Source organism: Serratia sp. 2C06, assembly GCF_050037615.1.
GTDB classification, from domain to species: domain Bacteria; phylum Pseudomonadota; class Gammaproteobacteria; order Enterobacterales; family Enterobacteriaceae; genus Serratia; species Serratia ureilytica.
On the sequence record NZ_CP188299.1, the window covers coordinates 3359482 to 3381873 of the forward strand.

General features: G+C 59.7%; 20 protein-coding genes. 11 read left to right on the forward strand and 9 right to left on the reverse strand.

Annotation, left to right across the window (positions count from 1 at the left end; genetic code table 11):
- Positions 1 to 243 precede the first annotated feature (243 nt).
- The 11 genes from arnB (at position 244) to ACP3TA_RS16750 (ending at position 12284) form a co-directional block, all read left to right on the forward strand.
- On the forward strand, positions 244 to 1398 hold the full coding sequence (gene arnB / locus ACP3TA_RS16700) for a UDP-4-amino-4-deoxy-L-arabinose aminotransferase (RefSeq protein WP_089196986.1): 1155 nt from the start codon (positions 244 to 246) through the stop codon (positions 1396 to 1398).
- Positions 1385 to 2365 (forward strand): undecaprenyl-phosphate 4-deoxy-4-formamido-L-arabinose transferase, encoded by a 981-nt coding sequence (arnC, locus tag ACP3TA_RS16705; protein WP_033642884.1) that lies wholly within the window; start codon positions 1385 to 1387, stop codon positions 2363 to 2365. Before arnB ends, arnC begins: the two co-directional genes overlap by 14 nt.
- Positions 2365 to 4347 (forward strand): bifunctional UDP-4-amino-4-deoxy-L-arabinose formyltransferase/UDP-glucuronic acid oxidase ArnA, encoded by a 1983-nt coding sequence (arnA, locus tag ACP3TA_RS16710; RefSeq protein ID WP_033644264.1) that lies wholly within the window; start codon positions 2365 to 2367, stop codon positions 4345 to 4347. Before arnC ends, arnA begins: the two co-directional genes overlap by 1 nt.
- Positions 4344 to 5249, forward strand: a complete 906-nt coding sequence (gene arnD / locus ACP3TA_RS16715; protein WP_015377704.1) for a 4-deoxy-4-formamido-L-arabinose-phosphoundecaprenol deformylase — start codon at positions 4344 to 4346, stop codon at positions 5247 to 5249. Before arnA ends, arnD begins: the two co-directional genes overlap by 4 nt.
- A complete protein-coding gene (gene arnT / locus ACP3TA_RS16720; protein WP_060440070.1) occupies positions 5246 to 6910 on the forward strand; it encodes a lipid IV(A) 4-amino-4-deoxy-L-arabinosyltransferase in 1665 nt (554 codons plus the stop codon). The genes arnD and arnT overlap by 4 nt, the downstream gene beginning before the upstream one ends.
- Positions 6907 to 7251 (forward strand): 4-amino-4-deoxy-L-arabinose-phosphoundecaprenol flippase subunit ArnE, encoded by a 345-nt coding sequence (gene arnE, locus ACP3TA_RS16725; protein WP_142002358.1) that lies wholly within the window; start codon positions 6907 to 6909, stop codon positions 7249 to 7251. Before arnT ends, arnE begins: the two co-directional genes overlap by 4 nt.
- Positions 7248 to 7640, forward strand: a complete 393-nt coding sequence (gene arnF, locus ACP3TA_RS16730; RefSeq protein ID WP_044031356.1) for a 4-amino-4-deoxy-L-arabinose-phosphoundecaprenol flippase subunit ArnF — start codon at positions 7248 to 7250, stop codon at positions 7638 to 7640. The genes arnE and arnF overlap by 4 nt, the downstream gene beginning before the upstream one ends.
- Positions 7641 to 7816: 176 nt before the next feature.
- The gene (locus ACP3TA_RS16735; RefSeq protein ID WP_016927954.1) at positions 7817 to 8281 is read left to right on the forward strand and encodes an NlpC/P60 family protein; all 465 of its coding nucleotides are present in this window, start codon (positions 7817 to 7819) and stop codon (positions 8279 to 8281) included.
- Between the two features lie 59 nt (positions 8282 to 8340).
- Positions 8341 to 9354, forward strand: a complete 1014-nt coding sequence (locus ACP3TA_RS16740; RefSeq protein WP_033642890.1) for a lipoate--protein ligase A — start codon at positions 8341 to 8343, stop codon at positions 9352 to 9354.
- A 511-nt stretch (positions 9355 to 9865) separates the two neighbouring features.
- A complete protein-coding gene (locus ACP3TA_RS16745; RefSeq protein ID WP_033642891.1) occupies positions 9866 to 10597 on the forward strand; it encodes an EAL domain-containing protein in 732 nt (243 codons plus the stop codon).
- 244 nt (positions 10598 to 10841) lie between these two features.
- Positions 10842 to 12284, forward strand: coding sequence for a protein adenylyltransferase SelO (locus ACP3TA_RS16750; protein WP_164120458.1), 1443 nt, complete (start codon positions 10842 to 10844; stop codon positions 12282 to 12284).
- A gap of 740 nt (positions 12285 to 13024) precedes the next feature.
- On the opposite strand, the gene ACP3TA_RS16755 is transcribed toward ACP3TA_RS16750, so the two are convergent.
- The 9 genes from ACP3TA_RS16755 to ppsR form a co-directional block, all read right to left on the reverse strand.
- Positions 13025 to 13810 carry a heme ABC transporter ATP-binding protein gene (locus ACP3TA_RS16755; RefSeq protein ID WP_033642893.1) on the reverse strand — a complete coding sequence of 262 codons (786 nt, stop codon included), beginning with the start codon at positions 13808 to 13810 and terminating at the stop codon, positions 13025 to 13027.
- Positions 13803 to 14807 (reverse strand): FecCD family ABC transporter permease, encoded by a 1005-nt coding sequence (locus ACP3TA_RS16760; RefSeq protein ID WP_033642894.1) that lies wholly within the window; start codon positions 14805 to 14807, stop codon positions 13803 to 13805. The genes ACP3TA_RS16755 and ACP3TA_RS16760 overlap by 8 nt, the downstream gene beginning before the upstream one ends.
- Complete coding sequence (locus ACP3TA_RS16765) at positions 14807 to 15637, reverse strand: heme/hemin ABC transporter substrate-binding protein (protein ID WP_033642895.1); 831 nt, start codon at positions 15635 to 15637, stop codon at positions 14807 to 14809. The genes ACP3TA_RS16760 and ACP3TA_RS16765 overlap by 1 nt, the downstream gene beginning before the upstream one ends.
- A complete protein-coding gene (locus ACP3TA_RS16770) occupies positions 15634 to 16671 on the reverse strand; it encodes a hemin-degrading factor (protein ID WP_060660784.1) in 1038 nt (345 codons plus the stop codon). Before ACP3TA_RS16770 ends, ACP3TA_RS16765 begins: the two co-directional genes overlap by 4 nt.
- A 66-nt stretch (positions 16672 to 16737) precedes the next feature.
- Positions 16738 to 18822: a TonB-dependent hemoglobin/transferrin/lactoferrin family receptor gene (locus ACP3TA_RS16775; RefSeq protein ID WP_033642897.1), complete on the reverse strand. Its 2085-nt coding sequence runs from the start codon at positions 18820 to 18822 to the stop codon at positions 16738 to 16740.
- 94 nt (positions 18823 to 18916) lie between these two features.
- Positions 18917 to 19099 carry a hemin uptake protein HemP gene (hemP, locus tag ACP3TA_RS16780; protein ID WP_016927944.1) on the reverse strand — a complete coding sequence of 61 codons (183 nt, stop codon included), beginning with the start codon at positions 19097 to 19099 and terminating at the stop codon, positions 18917 to 18919.
- Positions 19100 to 19271: 172 nt separating this feature from the next.
- Positions 19272 to 19757, reverse strand: a complete 486-nt coding sequence (locus tag ACP3TA_RS16785; protein ID WP_033642898.1) for a glutathione peroxidase — start codon at positions 19755 to 19757, stop codon at positions 19272 to 19274.
- A 105-nt stretch (positions 19758 to 19862) separates the two neighbouring features.
- The gene (locus ACP3TA_RS16790) at positions 19863 to 20909 is read right to left on the reverse strand and encodes a 3-deoxy-7-phosphoheptulonate synthase (protein ID WP_206195913.1); all 1047 of its coding nucleotides are present in this window, start codon (positions 20907 to 20909) and stop codon (positions 19863 to 19865) included.
- A gap of 196 nt (positions 20910 to 21105) precedes the next feature.
- Complete coding sequence (gene ppsR, locus ACP3TA_RS16795; protein WP_160880175.1) at positions 21106 to 21966, reverse strand: posphoenolpyruvate synthetase regulatory kinase/phosphorylase PpsR; 861 nt, start codon at positions 21964 to 21966, stop codon at positions 21106 to 21108.
- Between the last annotated feature and the right edge of the window lie 426 nt (positions 21967 to 22392).

Consider the following 22392-nt stretch of genomic DNA (forward strand, 5'->3'; position numbering starts at 1 on the left):
CACGTAAGTAATTATTAAAAAATATAAGAAATTGATTTACATAATAAAATTATATTAATGATGACGGCACCTTCCTATCAGTTCTCCCACTGATGACAAGTCTCGTCTTAAGGTTTAGTTAAGCTTGCGGCCTTACATTGGCAGTTAATCCACGGAAACGATTCTTCTCTGGCGTTTAATATTCGTTAAACGAAAGGGATTTACAGTGTCATCAAAAGCAGTCCGATACGTTTGGGGTTAACTATGGATCAATTTTTACCTTTCTCTCGTCCAGCCATCGGCGACGAAGAAATCGCCGCGGTAGAGAAAGTGTTGCGTTCCGGTTGGATCACCACCGGCCCGCAAAATCAGCAACTGGAAAGCGACTTCTGTTCCACCTTCGGCTGTAAGCACGCCATCGCCGTCAGTTCCGCCACAGCAGGCATGCACATCACTTTGATGGCGCTGGGCGTGGGGCCCGGCGATGAAGTCATCACCCCTTCCCAAACCTGGGTTTCCACCCTCAACATGATCGAACTGCTGGGCGCTACGCCGGTGATGATCGACGTTGACCGTGAGACCTTGATGGTCAGTGCCGCCGACGTCGAGGCTGCCATCACCCCGAAAACCAAAGCGATTGTTCCGGTGCATTATGCCGGCGCCCCCCTGCAGATGGACGCTTTGCGCGCCGTGGCCGAACGCCATGGTCTGCCGTTAATCGAAGACGCCGCCCATGCGGTCGGCACGCGTTACAACGGCGAATGGGTCGGCGCGCGCGGCACGGCGATTTTCTCGTTCCACGCGATTAAGAACGTGACCTGCGCCGAAGGCGGCCTGATCGCCACCGACGACAATGCGCTGGCGGATCGCCTGCGTTGCCTGAAGTTCCACGGCCTGGCCGTCGATGCCTTCGATCGCCAGCAGCTTGGCCGCAAACCGCAGGCCGAAGTGGTGGAGCCGGGGTACAAATACAACTTGTCCGACATTCACGCGGCGATCGCCGTGGTGCAACTGTCGCGCTTCGCCGAGCTGAACGCGCGCCGTAAGGCGCTGGCGCAGCGCTACCTGAGCGCGCTGGAAGGCTCGCCGTTCCAGCCGTTGGGCGTGCCGGATTATCCGCATGACCACGCCTGGCACCTGTTTATGGTGCGCGTCGATGCCGAGCGCTGCGGCCTCGATCGCGACCAGCTGATGGAGCGCCTGAAAGAGGTTGGCATCGGCACCGGGCTGCATTTCCGTGCGGCGCACACCCAGAAATTCTACCGTGAGCGCTATCCGCAGCTGTCGTTGCCGAATACCGAATGGAACTCGGCGCGGCTGTGCACCTTACCGCTATTCCCTGATATGACCGACGCCGATGTGGATCGCGTGGTCAATGCCTTGTCTTCTGTTGTGGAGTCTTTACGTGTCTCGCGTTGAACCGATCAAAAAAGTGTCGATAGTCATCCCGGTATACAACGAGCAGGAAAGCCTGCCTGCGTTGCTGGAGCGCACTACCGCCGCCTGTAAGCAGTTATCCCAACCTTATGAAATCATTCTCGTCGACGATGGCAGCAGCGACAACTCCGCTGACATGCTGACCGCGGCGGCCGAAAAGCCGGACAGTCACGTGATTGCCGTCCTGCTTAACCGCAACTATGGCCAACATTCGGCGATCATGGCCGGTTTCAATCAGGTGACCGGCGATCTGGTGATTACCCTTGACGCCGATCTGCAGAACCCGCCGGAGGAAATCCCTCGGCTGGTCAGCGTGGCGGAAGAGGGCTATGACGTGGTGGGCACCGTGCGCGCCAACCGTCAGGACTCCTGGTTCCGCAAAAGCGCTTCGCGCGTAATCAACATGATGATTCAACGCGCCACCGGTAAATCGATGGGGGACTACGGCTGCATGCTGCGCGCCTACCGTCGTCATATCGTTGAGGCGATGCTGCACTGTCATGAGCGCAGCACCTTCATCCCGATCCTGGCGAATACCTTCGCCCGTCGCACGACCGAGATCGACGTGCGTCACGCCGAGCGCGAGTTCGGCGACTCCAAATACAGCCTGATGAAGCTGATCAACCTGATGTATGACCTGATCACCTGTCTGACCACTACGCCGCTGCGTTTGCTCAGCGTGGTCGGCAGCATCGTGGCGCTGTCCGGGTTCGTGTTGGCGCTGGTGCTGATCGCGCTGCGTCTGCTGCTCGGTCCTGAATGGGCCGCCGGCGGCGTGTTCACGCTTTTCGCCGTCCTGTTCACCTTTATCGGCGCCCAGTTTGTCGGCATGGGGCTGCTGGGTGAATACATCGGCCGCATCTATACCGACGTGCGCGCACGTCCTCGCTATTTTGTTCAGAAAGTGGTCGGCGTACAGCAAGACCACAATACTCAGGAAGAAGAATGATGAAAGCTATTGTATTTGCTTACCATGATATTGGCTGCGCAGGTCTGAAAGCGCTGACTGAGGCGGGTTATGACGTGCAGGCTGTGTTCACGCACACCGACGACCCAGGTGAGAACAACTTCTTCTCCTCCGTGGCCCGTTTGGGCGCCGAATTGGATCTGCCGGTCTATGCGCCGGAAGACGTGAACCACCCGCTGTGGGTTGATCGCATTCGCGAACTGCAGCCGGACGTGATCTTCTCGTTCTACTACCGTCACATGCTGAGCGACGAGATCTTGTCGCTGGCCCCGTTGGGCGGTTTCAACCTGCATGGTTCGCTGCTGCCGCGCTACCGTGGCCGCGCGCCGGTGAACTGGGCGTTGGTGAATGGCGAAACCGAAACCGGCGCCACCCTGCACAAAATGGTGAAACGCCCTGACGCCGGCGACATTGTGGGCCAGCAGAAAGTGGCTATCGCCGACAACGACACCGCGCTGACGCTGCACAAAAAAGTGCTGGAAGCCGCGCAGGCCGTGTTGAAAGAGCAGCTGCCGAAGCTGAAGAACGGCACCGCCACTTTTACCAAGCAGGATGAGTCTCAGGCCAGCTACTTCGGGCGCCGCACCGCGGCGGACGGCGAGATCTTGTGGCACAAATCCGCCAAAGAGATCAACAACCTGGTGCGCGCCGTCACTGAACCGTACCCGGGGGCATTCAGCTACCTCGGCCAGCGCAAGCTGATCGTCTGGCGTTCCCGCGTGCTGGATACCCAACACGATAAACAACCGGGCACCGTGCTGAGCACCGCCCCGCTGGTCATCGCCTGTGGCGAAGGCGCGCTGGAAATCGTCGCCGGGCAGAACGAAAGTGGCCTGTACGTGCAGGGCAGCCGCCTGGCGCAGGAAATGGGCATCGTCACCGACGTGCGTCTGGCCGCCAAGCCTAACGCCGTGATGAAACGCCGCACTCGCGTGCTGATCCTCGGGGTCAACGGTTTCATCGGCAACCACCTGACCGAGCGTCTGCTGCGCGACGATCGTTACGACATCTACGGTCTGGATATCGGCTCTGACGCCATCAGCCGTTTCCTCGACAACCCGCGTTTCCACTTCGTGGAAGGCGACATCAGCATCCACTCCGAGTGGATCGAGTATCACATCAAGAAATGCGACGTGGTGCTGCCGCTGGTGGCGATCGCGACGCCGATCGAATACACCCGTAACCCGCTGCGCGTGTTCGAGCTGGATTTCGAAGAGAACCTGAAGATCGTTCGCGACTGCGTGAAATACAACAAGCGCATCATCTTCCCGTCCACCTCAGAAGTGTACGGCATGTGCGACGACAAAGAGTTCGACGAAGACCATTCGCGCCTGATCGTCGGGCCAATCAACAAACAGCGCTGGATCTACTCGGTCTCCAAACAGCTGCTGGATCGGGTGATCTGGGCTTACGGCGCTAAAGAAGGCCTGAAGTTCACGCTGTTCCGTCCATTCAACTGGATGGGGCCGCGCCTGGATAACCTGGACGCCGCGCGTATCGGCTCTTCCCGTGCCATCACCCAGCTGATCCTCAACCTGGTGGAAGGTTCGCCGATCAAACTGATGGACGGCGGCGCGCAGAAACGTTGCTTCACCGACATCAACGACGGCATCGAAGCGCTGTTCCGCATCATCGAGAACCGCGACGGCCTGTGCGACGGCCAGATCGTCAACATCGGCAACCCGACCAACGAAGCGAGCATCCGCGAGCTGGCGGAAATGCTGCTGGAAAGCTTCAACAACCACCCGCTGCGCGACCGCTTCCCGCCGTTTGCCGGCTTCAAGGACGTGGAGAGCAGCAGCTACTACGGTAAAGGTTACCAGGACGTCGAGCACCGCACGCCGAGCATCAAGAACGCGCGCCGCCTGCTGGGCTGGCAGCCGACCATCGAGATGAAGCAAACCGTCGCCGATACGCTGGACTACTTCCTGCGCACTACCGTTCAGGAAGGGAACGATGCATGAAGAAAGTCGGTCTGCGGGTTGATGTAGATACCTTCAGCGGCACCCGTGAAGGGGTGCCGCAGTTGCTGGACCTGTTCGAAAAGTACGACATTCAGGCCAGCTTCTTCTTCAGCGTGGGACCGGACAACATGGGGCGCCATCTTTGGCGCCTTTTGCGTCCGAAATTTCTGTGGAAAATGCTGCGATCGAACGCCGCTTCGCTGTACGGCCTGGATATTCTGCTGGCCGGCACCGCGTGGCCGGGGCGCAACATTTCACGCGCGCTGGGGCCGCTGATGAAGCGCACCGCCGAAGCCGGCCATGAAGTCGGGCTGCACGCCTGGGATCACCAGGGGTGGCAGGCCAAGGTCGGCAAGTGGAGCGAGGCGCAGCTGACCGAACAAGTGCAGCGGGGCGTCGATGCCCTGAGCGCCAGCACCGGCCAGCCGGTGAAATGCTCCGCCGTGGCGGGCTGGCGTGCCGATACGCGCGTGCTGGAGGTCAAGCAACGCTTCGGCTTCCATTACAACAGCGATTGCCGCGGCACCCATCCGTTCCGTCCGGTGCTGAGCGACGGGCGTCACGGCACGGTGCAGATCCCGGTGACGTTGCCGACCTTCGACGAAGTGATCGGCAGCGAAGTCAGCATGGCCGACTTCAACGACTACATTCTGCGCGCCATCGAGAACGATCGCGGCGTGCCGGTGTACACCATTCACACCGAAGTGGAAGGCATGTCGCAAGCGGCGATGTTCGAACAGTTATTGCAACGCGCACGGCAGCAGGGCATCGAATTCTGCCCGCTGAGCGCGCTGTTACCACAAGATTTGGCGTCACTGCCGTTGGGCCGCATCAAGCGTGCTCCTTTCCCCGGCCGCGAAGGTTGGCTGGGCTGTCAAACCGATGTGAAGGACGTTACATGAAGGCGCTAAAAGGATCCTGGGCCATTCTGCTGGCCGTTTTTTTTGCTCTGGTTTACCTGATCCCGCTTAACGGCCGCCTGCTGTGGCAGCCGGACGAGACGCGTTATGCCGAGATCAGCCGTGAAATGCTGCAGCGCGGCGATTGGGTTGTGCCGCACCTGCTGGGGCTGCGCTACTTCGAAAAGCCGGTGGCGGGTTACTGGTTCAATAACATCAGCCAGTGGCTGTTCGGCGAAAACAACTTTGCGGTGCGCTTCGGCTCGGTGTTCAGCACCGGCATGACCGCACTGCTGGTGTTCGCGCTGGCGATGCTGATGTGGCGCAATGCGCGCCGCGCTAGCCTGGCGGCGCTGATATTCCTGTCGATGGTGCTGGTGTTCAGCATCGGCACCTACAGCGTGCTGGATCCGATGATCTCGCTGTGGCTGGCGGCGGCGATGGTCAGCTACTACCTGACGCTGAAAGCCACCTCGGTCAAAGGCAAGCTGGGCGCCTACGCGCTATTGGGCTTGGCCTGCGGTATGGGCTTTATGACCAAGGGCTTCCTGGCGCTGGCGGTGCCGGTGATCGCGGTGATCCCGATCGTCATCCAGCAACGTCGCATCAAGGATCTGCTGTGCTACGGCCCGGTGGCGATCGTGACCGCTACGTTGCTCAGCCTGCCGTGGGCGCTGGCGATCGCGCAACGCGAACCCGATTTCTGGAATTACTTCTTCTGGGTCGAACATATTCAGCGTTTCGCCGAAGATAACGCCCAGCACAAGGCGCCGTTCTGGTATTACCTGCCGATCCTGCTGGCGGCGGTGCTGCCGTGGCTTGCGCTGCTGCCCGGTGCGCTGCTCAAGGGCTGGCGCGAACGCGTACAGCGCCCGGAGCTGTTCTTCCTGCTGAGCTGGGCGATGATGCCGCTGATCTTCTTCAGCATCGCCAAAGGCAAGCTGCCGACCTACATTCTGCCGTGCATGGCGCCGCTGGCGCTGCTGATGACCGCCTATGCGGAAGACTACGCCGCCACCCTGCGCGCCAGACTGTTCAAGGCCAATGCCTGGCTGAACGGCCTGTTCGGGCTGATCGGCATCGTGGCACTGGTGGTGTTGAGCTCCGGCCTGCTGCCGAAAGCCCATCTGTTTACCGCGCAAGAGTGGCCGAAGGTGGTGCTCGGCCTGATCGCCTTCGGCGGCTGGCTCCTGTTCGCGCTGGTTTCCGCACGCGATAACGGCCGTCAATGGCGCTGGGCGGCGGCCTGCCCGGTATTGCTGTGCCTGGTGATCGGCTACGCCATCCCGCAACAGGTGACCGATTCCAAGCTGCCGCAGAACTTCGCGCGCGCCACGATGGCCGAGCTGGGCGACAGCCGTTACGTGCTGACCGACAGCGTCGGGGTAGCGGCCGGTTTGGCCTGGGAACTGAAGCGTAGCGACGTGCTGATGTACAGCCAGAAAGGCGAGGTAGCTTATGGTCTGGAGTATCCGGACGCCAAAGGCCACCTGATCAGCGACGCCGACTTCCCGCAGTGGCTGGCGCAGGCGCGCAAGCAGGGGAATGTGTCGCTGGTGTTGCAGCTCTCCCGCGGCGAAGCGCTGCCGCAGGAACTGCCTGCCGCAGATAAGGTGGATCGCATGAACCGTCTGGTGCTGATGTGGTATAAACAGCAACCATGATCGGTTTTCTGTTGGTGATAGTGGTCAGTCTGCTCACCTGTGGTGGGCAGCTGTGCCAGAAGCAGGCGGCGCACTGCTGGGAACGGGCGGACAAGGCGCGGCTGAAGCAGACGCTGCGTTGGCTGGCGCTGGCGGTGCTGCTGCTGGGGCTGGGCATGGCGGTGTGGCTCAATGTGCTGCAACGCCTGCCGCTCAGCCTGGCTTACCCGATGCTCAGCCTGAACTTCGTGATGGTGACGCTGGCGGCGCGCTGGCTGTTTCATGAGCCGACGACCGTGCGCCACTGGTGTGGCGTAGCGTCGATTATGTTGGGGATCCTGCTGATGAGCGTGCATTCATGAGGGGCTATGCCTGGGGCGCCGCCAGCGTACTGCTGGTGACGCTGGCGCAGTTGCTGATGAAGTGGGGCATGGTGCAAATCCCGCTGATGTCGTTCGCCGACGTCTCGTTGGCGTTGATCGGCGACTACTGGCTGCCGCTTCTGGCGGTGGGCGGCGGCATCTTCGGTTATGCGCTGTCGATGCTGTGTTGGTTCTTTGCGCTGCGCCACCTGCCGTTAAACCGCGCTTATCCTCTGCTAAGCGTCAGCTACGCGCTGGTCTATCTGGCGGCGGTGATCCTGCCGTGGTTTAACGAATCCGCTACGCTGCTGAAAACGTTGGGCACGCTGTTTATTCTGTTCGGCGTCTGGCTGATTAACAGCAAATCCGAGACCAAATCGCCGCAATAGGGCCAAAACCGGCGATCCTGCTATTATCTCCCTCATGGCGCTTGCCTTTTTCCCCGTGCGGGAGATAAATTAACGCAAAATAGCGCTTTCCTTACGTGGTGCCGGCTTTGCCTCGCAGGCAGTGTAGTGGTGTACCGAATGGCATAATGCGGCAACGTGTTCAATGAAGGGATATTATGCGGATGCGTGTGTGGTTTTTATTAGCCAGTTTAATCCTCGCCGGTTGCAGCAGCCATGCGCCGCCACCCAGCGGCCGCCTGGCGGATTCTATCGTGGTGGTGGCTCAGCTCAATGAACAACTGCGCCAGTGGTACGGCACGCCATACCGTTACGGCGGCCTGGATCGCGGCGGCGTCGATTGCTCCGGCTTTGTTTACCGCACGTTCCGCGATCGCTTCGATATGCAGCTGCCCCGTTCGACCGAAGAGCAAACCTCGCTGGGCACCAAGGTCTCGCGCGACGAACTGATGCCGGGCGATCTGGTGTTTTTCAAAACCGGCGGCGGTGAGAACGGTCTGCACGTCGGCATTTACGATACCAACGACCAATTTATCCACGCTTCGACCAGCCGCGGGGTGATCCGCTCCTCGCTCGATAACGTTTACTGGAAACGGGTGTACTGGCAGGCGCGGCGCATTTAGCCTTAACCCGTTGATTTGGTGTATCATGGCGGCATCACGTGTTTTGAACGGTGCCTGCCATGAACAGTTTGCGTTTACTGATCTCCGACTCCTACGATCCCTGGTTCAACCTGGCGGTGGAAGAGTGCATCTTCCGCGAAATGACCACGCAAAAAATCCTCTTCCTGTGGCGCAATGCCGAAACGGTGGTGATCGGCCAGTCGCAGAACCCCTGGAAAGAGTGCAACACCCGGCGTATGGAACAGGATGGCATTCGGCTGGCGCGGCGCAGCAGCGGCGGCGGGGCGGTATTCCACGATTTGGGCAACACCTGCTTCACCTTTATGGCCGGCAAGCCGGGGTACGATAAAAGCGTCTCTACGAACATCATTCTGCAAGCGCTGCGGCAGTTGGGCGTAACGGCCGACGCATCGGGGCGCAATGACCTGGTGATGGAAACCGCCGACGGGCCGCGCAAAATATCCGGCTCCGCCTATCGCGAAACGCAGGATCGCGGTTTCCACCACGGCACGCTGTTGCTGAATGCCGATCTGGAGCGGCTGGCGGACTACCTCAATCCGGATCCCAAAAAACTGCAGGCCAAGGGCATCACCTCGGTGCGTTCACGCGTCGCCAACCTGGCGGAGTTTTTGCCGGGCATCAGCCATGAGCAGGTGTGTGAGGCGATCGTGCAGGCCTTCTTCGCCCACTATGGCGAGACGGCCGAGCCGGAGATCATTTCGCCGGATGTATTCCCCGATCTGCCCGATTTTGCCGCGCAGTTCGCCAAACAGAGCAGTTGGGAATGGAATTTCGGCAAGGCGCCGGCGTTCAGCCATCTGCTAAATGAACGCTTCGTCTGGGGCGGCGTGGACCTGTTCTTCGATGTCGAGAAGGGGACAATTGTTCGTGCGCAGGTATTCACCGACAGCCTGAATCCGGCTCCGCTACAGCGGTTGGCGGACATGCTGGTGGGCTGCGCGTACCGCAGTGAGCCCGTCGCCGCCTGCTGCGACCGCCTGGTGGCGGCCTATCCGCAACAGGCGGCTGAATTGACCGAGCTGCGGCAATGGCTGAGCGATACCATCCGCTAGCCGGGCGGTCTGGCTGCGAGGGGATGAGCGTGCTCATCCCTTTTTTTATCGCTGAAAGCGACGTTTCGCTGGGCGTAGCGCAGATTTTCTGAAAATCAAGGTGGGCATTTTTTCAGGTTTTCAATGCTGCGAATAACGGGCGGAATTGATGCGTTATTAAATTTAATCAGTCATCGTTAACGGCCGGAAAAATTGGCGTTAAGTCAGAAAGATTATTTTACTTTATTTAGGATTTTTCTTAATTAAAACAAAGGAGATAAGTCAAATTTGACCTCAAATCCATTCCACTTAAGCCAAATATCTTTTCGCATCACGCGCCGAACGAGAAAACTGGCATAAGTGCGGCTGCTTTTCTTTGCGCCGTTCGCGATTGTCGTATAGCTTTAATCTATCAATTAAATGATATTTTACGAGCATTTGCATTGATATTTCCGATTAATCCCAGAAGGATTGATCGATAAAATATATTGATATACGATGATACGCTAGCCATTCATCCTGTGGCATTAAAATGAACATCCAACTCGAAGCTGACTTTATTAGTAGCTATGTTTTTCAACCTGTTTACTCAATGGAGGGCGGGCTGTTGGCGGTGGAAATGTTGAGCCGTTTCAACAGTCTCGACGGTGATTTAGCCATGCCGGCCGAAATTGGGATTAATTTATTGGCGCCTGAACAAAGGATTGAGTTATTTAATGAGCAATTGAGACTGGCGGAGCAGCATGCTGCCTGGTTTACCGGTAACAGCGTGCAGTTGACCATCAATATCGAAGAAACCATCGTCGAGCTTATTCTTTCCGATCCGGCCTTGTGCCAGAGGATCCGGCAATATCCTTTTATTGCATTTGAAATGAGTGAGAGTTTTCCGAATCTTTCTGCCGGAAAGAACAATACGAGCGTGCGGCGATTAAGCGAATTGTTTACGCTGTGGCTCGATGATTTCGGTTCCGGTAAAGCCACGCTGACCGCGTTGTACGATGGTTTGTTTGACTACGTAAAGATAGACAAGCGTTTTTACTGGCAGCTGTTTACCCATCAGGGGTATGACGTGGTCATCGACTCGTTGTTAAAGAATATCAACCTGTTGTGTAAAGGCGTGATCGTCGGAGGAATAGAGAAAAAAGAGTACTTTAATAAACTCAGATACGCCGGTGTTTTAGGCCTGCAAGGTTTTTTATGGCCCAGCGTTGGTGTGGATAATCTGCAAGCTTTGCTGGCGATGCCCAGCGAGTTTAATAATTAAGAAGTGATACAAAAAAACTACACACAATGAGGTAAATAAGCGACGGGGTGATGTTTAGCGTGATTCAGTCGCCGTTATTCCCCCACGTTTTGCTGATAACCGCGTTTGTCAGCCGACGTTCAGCGCGTTTCCTCACGCGAAACCTCCCGCATCCGTTCTGGTGACAGGCGGATGCGTTCTCCCTGCATTCCTTCGGTGTTAATCCTCCCGTTCAGGCTCTACACTACGCTGAAACGGAGGGCCTATGCCGCAATTCGATAACGCTTACTACCAACAATTACCCGGTTTCTACACCGCCCTGAACCCGACGCCGCTTAAGGATGCGCGCCTGCTGTACCACAGTGAGCCGCTGGCGCGCGAGCTGGGGCTGGATGACAGTTGGTTTACTCAGGATAAAACCCCGATTTGGGCGGGGGAAACGCTGCTGCCGGGCATGCAGCCGTTGGCACAGGTGTACAGTGGCCACCAGTTCGGCGTCTGGGCCGGGCAACTGGGCGATGGGCGCGGCATTTTGCTGGGCGAACAAGTCCTGGCGGACGGCAGTCACCGTGACTGGCACCTGAAGGGCGCCGGGCTGACGCCGTATTCACGCATGGGGGATGGCCGCGCGGTGCTGCGTTCGGTTGTCCGCGAGTTTCTGGCCTCTGAGGCGTTGCACCATCTGGGGATCCCCACCACGCGTGCGTTAACTATTGTCACCAGTCAACAACCGGTATACCGCGAGCAGCCGGAACGCGGCGCGATGCTGCTGCGGGTGGCGGAAAGCCATGTGCGCTTCGGCCACTTCGAACACTTTTATTACCGCAAACAGCCGGAGCAGGTGCGGCAGCTGGCGGATTTCGTCATCGCCCGTCACTGGCCGCAGTTGCAGGATCAGGCCGATCGTTACCTGTTGTGGTTTACCGACGTGGTCGAACGCACGGCGCGCCTGATCGCCCATTGGCAAACCGTCGGATTCGCCCACGGCGTGATGAACACCGACAACATGTCGATTCTCGGCATCACCATCGATTACGGCCCTTACGGCTTCCTCGATGACTATCAGCCCGGCTACATCTGTAACCATTCCGACCATCAAGGGCGTTACGCCTTTGATAATCAGCCGGCGGTGGCGTTATGGAACCTGCATCGCCTGGCGCAAACCTTGTCGGGGCTGATGACTGCCGAACAGCTGCAGCAGGCGTTGGCGGCGTATGAACCGGCGTTGATGCGCGCCTATGGCGAACAGATGCGCGCCAAACTGGGCTTCTTCACGCCGACGGCGCAGGATAACGACGTGCTGACCGGCCTGTTGAGCCTGATGGCCCAGGAAGGGCGGGACTATACCCGCACGTTCCGCCTGTTGAGCGAAACCGAACAGCAACAGGCGCAGTCGCCGCTGCGCGATGAGTTTATCGACCGCGCGGCCTTCGACGCCTGGTATCAGCAATATCGTCAGCGTTTGCTGCAGGAGCAGGTCAGCGACGCGGAGCGGCAACGGGCGATGAAGGCGGTGAACCCGCGGCTGATCCTGCGCAACTACCTGGCCCAGCAAGCGATTGAGGATGCGGAGAAAGACGACGTCGGCCGTTTGCAGCGGTTGCATCAGGCCTTGCTGCGGCCGTTCGACGATGCGCCGGAGTATGACGATCTCGCCGCGCTGCCGCCGGACTGGGGCAAACATCTGGAGATTTCCTGCTCCAGCTGAGATGAAAAAAGGGCGCCTCATGGCGTAATGCTGGTCAGTTAGCGTTTTTATGCAGGCGTTCGTGAAATTTTCGGTCGATAAAAGTGAGATGCCTCATGTGGCTCACGCACCTCGACCGAGCCAGGGGCCGAAGGCGCGGCCCCTGGCAACCCGCGCCTTTGCCCTGTCAGACGGTTGGCTTTGCCAACTGCCCTCTCTCCGCCATAGCGCATTGAGGCCGGTTGCGACAGGCGTCCCTGCCTGTCTCACCTGAAACCGCCGTCCATGGCGGTTTCTCCTAATGCGCTATGCCTGCGTTCGGCGTCTTCAAGGGCGCCCAACACCGCGCTCATCTCCAACTTCTCTACCACAACCTCATAAGCGACAGATTTCCCGATAGCAGCCAGCTCAGGTGTTGACCTTGGGCGCGCATCACCGGCTGCCGAGCAAGACGGCGTTGTCAGGGGCAACCGGCCAGGGAAGGCCGGTTGAGGCGAGACTAACAGGGACGTTTGTCGCAGCCGACCCGCCCGACAACGCAGACGCGGCGAGGGTATCCGCATAGCGGACAGACGGTGTTAAGCAAAGGCGCGGGTGGAGGGGCCGCGCCATCGGCCCCTCCAATTGCCGTTCATGTTGGCCACAGAGAAATGCGGGACATTTACGGCAATTCCCCTGCACAGAACGCCCAGAGGCTGGATAAAAAAATGCCACTCAGGATTAACTGAGCGGCATTACGCCTCATGGCGCCCTTGAACGTTTCATTGGCGCAGATAGACCTGCGGCAACGACACTTCGGGATGATGAATCACGCCGAGATCGGCCTGGTACCAGCGGGTGAGGATTTCCGTCTGCAACACTTCCTGCGGTGTGCCGCTCGCCACCAGGCGCCCCTGATGCAACAGCAGGATGCGGTCGGCGTACAGCGCCGCCAGATTGAGATCGTGCAGCACACAGCAGACGCCCAGCGGCTGTTGGCGCGTCAACGAGCGCAGCAGGCGCAGGGTATGCTGCTGGTGGTAAAGATCCAACGCCGAAGTCGGCTCGTCGAGGAACAGCCAGGCGGGGGACGGCTGCGGCTGCCACAGCTGTGCCAATACCCGCGCCAGTTGCACCCGCTGCTGTTCGCCGCCGGACAGCTGACGATAGTCGCGCTGCGCCAGCGCCAGGCAATCGGTCTGCGCCATAACCTGTTGGATCGCCTGGTGCTCGTCGCGTTTGCCGTGCGGCGCGCGTCCCATGCTGACCACTTCTTCCACGCTGAAGGGGAACGCCAGATCGCTGTATTGACGCATCACGGCTCGGACTTTGGCCAACTGCTGCGGCGCCCAGTGTTCCAGCGGGCGGCCAAGCAGCCGGCATTCGCCACAGTCCGGCGTCAAATAGCCGGTCAGCAAACGCAGCAGCGTCGATTTGCCGGCGCCGTTAGGGCCGATAATCGCCACCATTTCACCGCCGGCGAGGCTGAGCGAAACATCGTTGATCAAGCGGCGCGTACCGAGGCTGTAGCGCAACTCCCGGGCCGTGAGGTTGGCGGCGTTATCCACTGGTTCGCTCCCGCTGGCGCATCACCAGCCACAAGAAGTAAGGGCCGCCGATCAGGCTGGTCATCAATCCCACCGGCATTTCGGCCGGCGCCACCAGCGTGCGCGCCAGCGTGTCGCTGACCAGTAGCAGGCAGGCGCCGCCCAGAGCAGAGCAGGGCAGCAGCCAGCGGTGATCCCCGCCGAGGCGCATGCGCACCAGATGCGGCACCACCAGACCGACGAAGCCGATCACGCCGCTCATCGCCACCGCCGCGCCGATCAACAGGGCGCTCAACAGCAGCAGCTGCAGCTTGGCGCGCTGAACGTTCACCCCGAGGTAGTGTGCCTCTTCGTCCCCCAGCTGTAACAGGTTCAGACGACGCGCCTGCAGCAGCGTCAGCAGTGCCGTGGGCAGGATCAGCGAGGCGGAAACGGCCAGCGTCGGCCATTGCGACTGGCTGAGGCTGCCCATCATCCACAGCGAGAATTGGCGCAGCTGTTGATCGCTGCTGATGTAGGAGAGCACGCCGATGGCAGCCATACACAGGGCGTTGATCGCGATGCCCGCCAGCAGCAGCCGCGACAGATTGCCGTGCCCGCTGCGGCTGATGCCGTAGATCAACAGTGATACCAGCAGGCTGCCGAGGAACGCCGCCAGCATGTGGCCATACAACGCGATCGTCACCGGCAACGCCAGCGGCATCACGATGAACAGCGCGACAAACAGCGCGCCGCCGCTGCTGATGCCCAGCAGGCTCGGATCCGCCAGCGGATTGCGGAACAGCCCCTGCATCACCGCGCCGGATACCGCCAGCGCACAGCCGATCACCACCGCCAACAGCACGCGCGGCAGACGAATGTTCAGCCAGATGTGCCAGGCGGCGTCGCTGAAGGGTTCGCGCCACAGGGTGCCAAACGACAGCGTGAGCGCGCCCAGGTTAGCGGCGACCAGCGCCAGCAGCGTCAGCAGCACCAGCAGGCCGATGATGGCTAACTGAGGCGAGGTGCGACAGCGCATTACTTTTGCTCCGCCGCGTGGCGCAGTTTGGCCAGCGCCGCCGGCGTTTCCAGACCGAAGCCCAGCAGCGCCATGTCATCGACGATCAGCACGCGACGCTGCTTGCCTGCCGGCGTCAACGCCAGACCCGGCAACGTCCACAGTTGCTGTTCGCCGCCGAGGGTGCGTACGCCGTCGGTGGTGACCAGCAACAGGTCCGGCGCGCTGGCGATGACGCCTTCCTGCGACAGCGGACGGTAGCGGTCAAAACCCTGCATGGCGTTTTTCAGTCCGGCGGCGGCGATCACCGCGTCGGCGGCGGTGTGTTGCCCGGCCGCCATCGGCGTAATGCCGCCGTGGCTCATCACAAACAGCACCTTGACCGGCAGCGGAGTGGTATCGACCGCCGCCAGCTGCTGTTGATAGCGCTCGCTCAACTGCTTGCCTTGCTCATCACGCTGCAGCGCGGCGGCGATCGCGGCGATTTTTTGCGGCACCGCCTGCAGGGTGGTGTCACCCGGCACGCTGACGACCTTGACGCCGCTGTCCGCCAGTTGTTTGAGCACCAGCGCCGGCTGCGCCAGCTCGGTCGTCAGCACCAGCGTCGGTTTCAGCGCCAGAATGCCTTCGGCGTTCAGCTGGCGCATGTAGCCGACGTCCGGCAGCTTTTTCACCGCTTCCGGATGCAGGCTGGTGCTGTCGCGGGCGATCACGTCGTCGCCGGCGCCGAGCGCAAAGGCGATTTCCGTCACGTCGCCGCCGATCGAGACGATGCGCTGCGCGGCGGCGGCGGTGAGCGGCAGCGTCAGCGTCACCATCAACGCCAGGCGGCGGATCAAGGAGGATTTCATGCGGCGATGTCCTTGGCGGCGAGCGCGGCGACCTGCTCGCGCCACTGGGTTTGTTCCGGTTGGCCTTCGGTGCGCTGGCCATACAGCTGCGCGATCTGCGTGCCATCTGCGGCGAACAGCTCCAGGCTGGTGACGATGCCGTCTTTGGTCGGTTTGCGGGTGATCCAGCTTTCGGCGATGGCGTTTTCAATCAGGTGCAGCGTGAAGCGGCGGTTGAACACGTTGATCCAGCCTTCCTGCGGCATCAAGCGTTCGATCTGGCCGGTGAAGATCTGCACGCAGCCACGGTTGCCGACGAAGATCATGATCTCATTTTGCTGTTGCTGCGCTGTCTCCAGCAGTTGCGACAGCGCGCTGTTGTCCACCTGATAGGCCAGATCGTCGCCGACGGCGCGGAAGGCCTGCTGGCGCGTCAGCTTATTGCGGCTCAGCAGCTGGAAGAACTGGTGCACGTCGGTCATCGCGCGCCATTCAGCGTCGATTTTGGCCTGATCCTGCGTGGCTTCATCGGAGGTGGCCGCCTCGGCGGGCTGCAGCGCCAGCGCCGGGTTTTCTTCGCTCAGGTGGCGTTCCACCAGCGCCATCCAGGCCGGCAGATCGGTTTCCTCGGTGGTGTAGACCTTGTGCAGCGCATCGCCCTGCGGGTCAAAGAACTGAATGCTGTGGCGCACGCCGCGCTTGTTGGTTTCGCTCATGGCGAAGACGCTGGTCCAGTGGTTGAGGAACAGGCGCAGATCCAGCTCGCGCGGGTTGAGGATCAGCCCGGCGTGGCCGTTGAGGTGCTGGTTGCGGTAGCGGCCCATCTGCTCATGCACCGCATAGCTGTTGCGGGTGATGGACTTGGTGACGCCCACTTGCTCGAGTTCGGTCAGCAATGTGCGGGCGTCGGCCTGCAGGCGGCGTGCGTCGTGGCCAACGCGGGCGTGCGTCAGCTCCGCTTCGCTGACGCCAAGGATCGCCGCCAGATCGCGGGCGTATTTGCCGGGATGGTCGATTTTAGCCTGTTGGTAACGTTCGTACAGGGTGTTGCTCATGCGGGATTCTCCTGCGCTGTGATGCGAATGGCGGACACACCGGATGTCCGCCAGATAGTCAAATGATCACCACTGGTAGCTGACCAGCAGTTTGGCGTTGCGGCCATCCTGCGGGACGCCCTGCGGCGAGTAATATTCTTTGTCGAAGGCGTTGCCCAGCACCACGGTGGTGGTGACGCCCTGCAGACGGTCGCGGCCTTTGTAGCTCAGATAGAAGTCGTTAACCCCGTAGCCGCCTTGCTCCGGCGTCCCCGTCTGCACGCGGGTGGCGCGTTCGGCGAAGGTGGCGACCCAACCGGCGGACAGACCGGTTTCGCCCAGCGGCACATCCAGCGAGCTGGTGACGGTGTCCGGATTGATGCTGCTCAACCAGTCACCGGTCGCTTCATTTTTGCCGCGGGTGCGGTTATAAGCCAAATCCCAGCCGAACCAAGAGGTTTTATAGCTGAGCGTAGCGTCCCATCCCCAGATTTTTGCGCGATCGATATTGGTCGAGAAGGTGGTGCAACTGATGCAGTAAGGGCCGCGCGGGCCGCGTCCCAGCTCCATGGTGACGTCGGTTGTGATGTAATCCTTGGCTTTGGTATCGAAATAGCTCGCTTTGAACTGCAAGCTATCATCGGCGAGCAGCAGATCGTCGAAACGCAGGCCAAATCCGTACTCTTGAGTTTCATTGGTTTCCGGTTTCAAATTAGGGTTCGGCACCCAATAGTTGGTGATGGTGGTAGGCCCCATTGGGATGGAGAAGTGTTTGGAGTCGTTGTACATCTCACCCATCGTCGGTGCGCGGAACGCCTGAGAATAGGAGCCGAACAGCATCAGCCAGTCGGTGGGGGTAATGCTGACTGCGCCGCGTGAGGACCATTTGTTCGCATCCACATCGGCATAGCCGTCACTTGAGCCCTTGTAATTGTCATAGCGGGTGCCGGCGAGCAGGGTGACGGGCAGATCGCGCAGCGTGATTTCGTCCTGCAGCCAGCCTGAAGCGAAGTTGATTTTTGCGTGCGGGAAACTTTCGGTCGCTCCGCCCGGCGTTTGCTCCTGTTTGTAAGCCTCGGTGCCGTAGGTCAACAGGTGCGAAGCGAAAGTATCTGCAAACAGGCGTGTGCGGTTTTCGAGTTTGGCGCCTTTAGTGGTTTGTTTGCGCGCTTCATCTTCGCTGCCGCTGGCGTGCGCGTTAATTTTCACGTCCGAGTAATACACTTTCGCTTCAGCATCCAGCCAATCCTGGCCGACCGGCTTCAGTTTGTAACTCAGAGCCGCGTCGCGTTGGATCGTCGAACGATCGGTCATTAAGTTTCCAGCGGAGCTGGCTGGCGTTTGTGGGTTTTTCGGCTCTTGGGCGCTGTTGTTGTAGTAACGAAGGTTGCCGCCCAGCGACTGGTTGTCGTCGATCTTCCAGGTGCCTTTGGCCAGCACGTTGTTGATGGTTTCGTCGTTGGGGGCATCGAAGCCATTGCCCTGGCGCAGATTGCCGACGTCGCGGGTGCCGAACGACAGCAGGCCGTCGAGGTTATCGGTCTTGCCGTAGGCGCTGGCGCCCATGCCCAAGCTGTGATCGCCGCTGCCGGCGGTGCCGTAGACGCGGAACCCGCTGTCGTGGCCTGGCAACAGCAGGTCGGCGGCGTCGACAGTTTCATAAGACACTACGCCACCCAACGCGCCGCTGCCGTACAGCAGGGCAGAAGGGCCGCGCACGATTTCGATGCGCTTCACCAACGCAGGATCTAAAAATGTGCCGTTAATATGGCCGGTATCGGTGCCCTGGCGGATGCCGTCGACCAGCGTCAGCACGCCGCGTCGGTCGTAACCGCGCATCATGAGATCCTGCCCATTGCTGCGGCCGGAGCCCGTGACGGTGATGCCCGGCACGCGGCGCAGCATATCGGCAGCGGTCCCCGCAGTTTGGCTTTCCGGCGAACTGCCTTCGATGACCGTCACCATCATCGGCGCTTCAAAGCTGCTGCGCTGATTGCCGGTGGCGACCACGGTCATGGTTTCGTCAGCGGCTTTGGCTTTTTTGGCCGGCGTCGCGGGGGAAGAAGAGGGTGTCGTGCTGGTGTTTTGTGCCAAGGCCACCGTAGGCAGAGCGCAGGCAATCGCCAGACTCAACGCGGAAAAACGCAGCCGGGTGGAAAATGTCAGAGGCATGGTGCAACTCTCCGTATGTAATGAAACATATCAATAGATTTGCTGGCTGCCTGGATCACAAGATCGGGGTGGCTGGCGTTTGAGGATTCTGTGGTTATTTGGTCAGGATCAATTTCCCTGCCTTGGTCTGCCGCAGTTGATAGCGCTGGCCCTGATGGGTAATGAACGCGATGCCGTCGGCGCCGAGCAGCTGTGCGCTGTCGTAGCTGGGCGGCGCGTTTGCGCTGTGCTCGGTCGGGGCCGCGGCGGCGGGAGTTGGCGTGTTGGCAGTATCCATCATCTTTGTGCTTATAAAACAGACCATTAAATGGTAATTAATATCAAATTGAGAATCATTATCATGTGATGGAAAGGTTACATCAAGGAAAATTTTCTTACCGATGGAACCTTTTTGCCGAACGGACATCCGGCGACGGGCCGAACGCGCTCGGCCCGTAAAAAAGAGGGGATTATTTCAGCAGGGTTTCGATACGGTCGAACAGACGCTCAGGTTTGGTGATCGGCGCAAAGCGCGTGACACGTTGACCATCGGCGGTGAGCAGGAATTTGGTGAAATTCCATTTGATGCGGCGGCTGCCCAGAATGCCGGGCGCCAGGCGTTTCAGTTCGTTGAACAGCGGATGGGCGCCGGGGCCGTTGACCTCTATTTTGTTGAACAGCGGGAAACTGACGCCGTAGTTGAGGCTGCAAAAATTGGCGATCTCAAGCGGACTGCCCGGCTCCTGAGAACCAAACTGGTTGCAAGGGAAGCCGAGCACCATCAACCCGCGTTCGCGATAGTATTGCCACAAATTTTCCAGCCCGCGGTATTGCGGGGTGAAGCCGCACTTGCTGGCGGTGTTGACCACCAGGTAAGCGCGCGCCGGGAAATCGCCCAGCGTTTTTTGCTCGCCCTGCAGCGTGACGCAGGGGATGGATAACAGAGAGTGAATCATGCCGGGGCTCCCAGTGCGTTGCGGCGGGTGTTAAAGGATTGCGATCAGTATAGATGAGCGAAACAGGGGAGATAAAGCCGGGGCGTGGCCCCGGCCTGCGATAGGCTAGAAGCGGCTATCGATGGCATCCGCCAGCATCGCCAGCAGTTGTTCGCTGTCGGACCAGCTCAGGCAAGGATCGGTGATCGACTGGCCATAGGTCAGCGGCTGGCCGGCGACGATTTTCTGCGTGCCTTCCACCAGGAAGCTTTCCGCCATCACGCCGGTGATGGCGGCAGAGCCGGCGCGGATCTGCTGGCAGACATTGTCGGCCACTTCCAACTGACGGCGATGCATCTTCTGGCAGTTGCCGTGGCTGAAGTCGATCACCAGGTGCTCCGGCAGATCGAATTCACGCAGGCTGTCACAGGCGGCGGCGATATCGCTGGCGTGGTAGTTCGGCGTTTTGCCGCCGCGCATGATGATGTGGCCGTACGGGTTGCCGCTGGTCTGGTAGATGGTCATCTGACCATGTTTGTCCGGCGACAGGAACATGTGCCCGGCACGCGCCGCGCGAATGGCGTCGATGGCGATGCGGGTGTTGCCGTCGGTGCCGTTTTTGAAGCCGACCGGGCAGGAGAGCGCCGAGGCCATTTCACGGTGGATCTGGCTTTCGGTGGTGCGCGCACCGATGGCGCCCCAGCTGATCAGATCGGCGATGTATTGGCCGACGACCATGTCCAGAAATTCGGTGGCGGTCGGCAGGCCGAGCTGGTTCACCTCCAGCAGCAGGCGGCGCGCCATTTCGATGCCGCGGTTGACCTGGAAGGTGCCGTCCAGTGCCGGATCGGAGATCAGGCCTTTCCAGCCGACAACGGTGCGCGGTTTTTCGAAGTAGGTGCGCATCACGATCTCCAGGCGATCCTGGTAGCGTTCGCGCAGGGTGTTCAGCCGGCCGGCGTAATCGACGGCGGCGTCGAGATCGTGGATGGAGCAGGGGCCGATCACCACCAGCAGGCGGCGGTCTTCACCGGTAAGGATTTTTTCAATGCGTTTACGTGACGATGTCACGTTATCGGCGACGGCCGCCGAGATCGGCAGCTTATCCGCCAACGCTTGCGGCGTGACGAGGCTGTCGATGCGCGCGGTCCGCAGTTCATCTGTTTTGTGCATGTTGTTCCCTGGAAACTGTTCTTCTCTGCGGCAGGAGCGCCGGGAAGTGATGGCGATCACAATAACGCAAAAAGCGCTGAATTCAACCGTAGAGATTGCGTTCTGTTGATCAAAGCCGCGAAAAAAAGCACAAAAAAATCAGCTGCTGCTGAAATAAACGGCAGGCGGCGGGGCGCGATGGCCCCGCGGGGAAAGATCAGAACATGCGGCGGCTCATGCCGAGGATATCGAGGATTTTGGTGGAGATCTCTTCGACCGAATAGTTGGTGGTGTTGAGGTAGCGGATCTGGTTTTTGCGGAACAGCGCCTCGACCTCGGCGATTTCCATGCGGCACTGGCGCAAGGAGGCGTAACGGCTGTTTTCGCGCCGCTCTTCACGGATCGCCGCCAGGCGCTCCGGATCGATGGTCAGGCCGAATAATTTATGCTGAAACGGTTTCAGCGAGGCCGGCAGATGCAAATTGTCCATATCGTCGGCGATAAACGGATAGTTGGCGGCGCGGATGCCGAACTGCATCGCCAGATAGAGGCTGGTGGGGGTTTTGCCGCAGCGCGAGACGCCGAGCAGGATCACCTGTGCCTGATCGAGGTTGCGCAGCGAAATGCCGTCATCGTGCGCCAGAGTATAGTCGATGGCGGCGATGCGGGCGTCGTACTTGCCGAGGTTGCTGGCGGTCAGGCCGTGGGTGCGGTTCGGCACCGGCGTCGGTTCCACGTCCAGTTCGCCCTGCAGCGGGCCGACCAGCGCCTGCACGATATCCTGGCAGAAGCCCTGGCTCTGGACGATCACATCGCGCACTTCCGGCGAGATGATGGAGTAAAACACCAACGGGCGCACGCCGGTTTCATGGTAAATATCATCGATTTGCTGGCGAACTGCGCGTGCGCGGGCCTCGGTTTCGACAAACGGCAGGGTATAGGTGGTCGCCGTGACCGGGAACTGCGACAGCACCGCGTGTCCCAGCACTTCGGCGGTGATCGCCGTACCATCCGAAATATAAAAAACGCTTCTTTCCACCCGAGGCTCCTTACCTGAAAACGGTGTTCCTGCTGTCATCACTGTCAATATCATGGGCCGCAGACGATCCGTCGGTAAAGGGGCGAGAGAAAAAATTGTGACGGCGGGGCGATAAACCGCCATGCGGCGGCGCTGGCGGAAAGCGCGATTAGCGGCCATAAAAAGTGCGGCCCAGCGGCGCTTTTCCACCTGAAGCGCGAGTTTGCCGTTATTTTCACCAAAAACGGTAGCGTTTGCGCGGTCATTAAAACAGAAGTTTAAAAAGAACGTAATTTGTTGAGAACTAAGCTTTTCGTGCGTTTGGGAACGGTTCCCAGGCAAATCAGCCGGTTAGGACATTCTCTTAAAAACCACTTTCTTCAGTGGGTTGATCGATTCACCTTTCCATTTTCCCCGGATCAGTGTGCTAGTCTGATTCGGCTCCGCGTTTAGCGGCGCCGTAAAGCAAGCGAATTAAATCCGTCT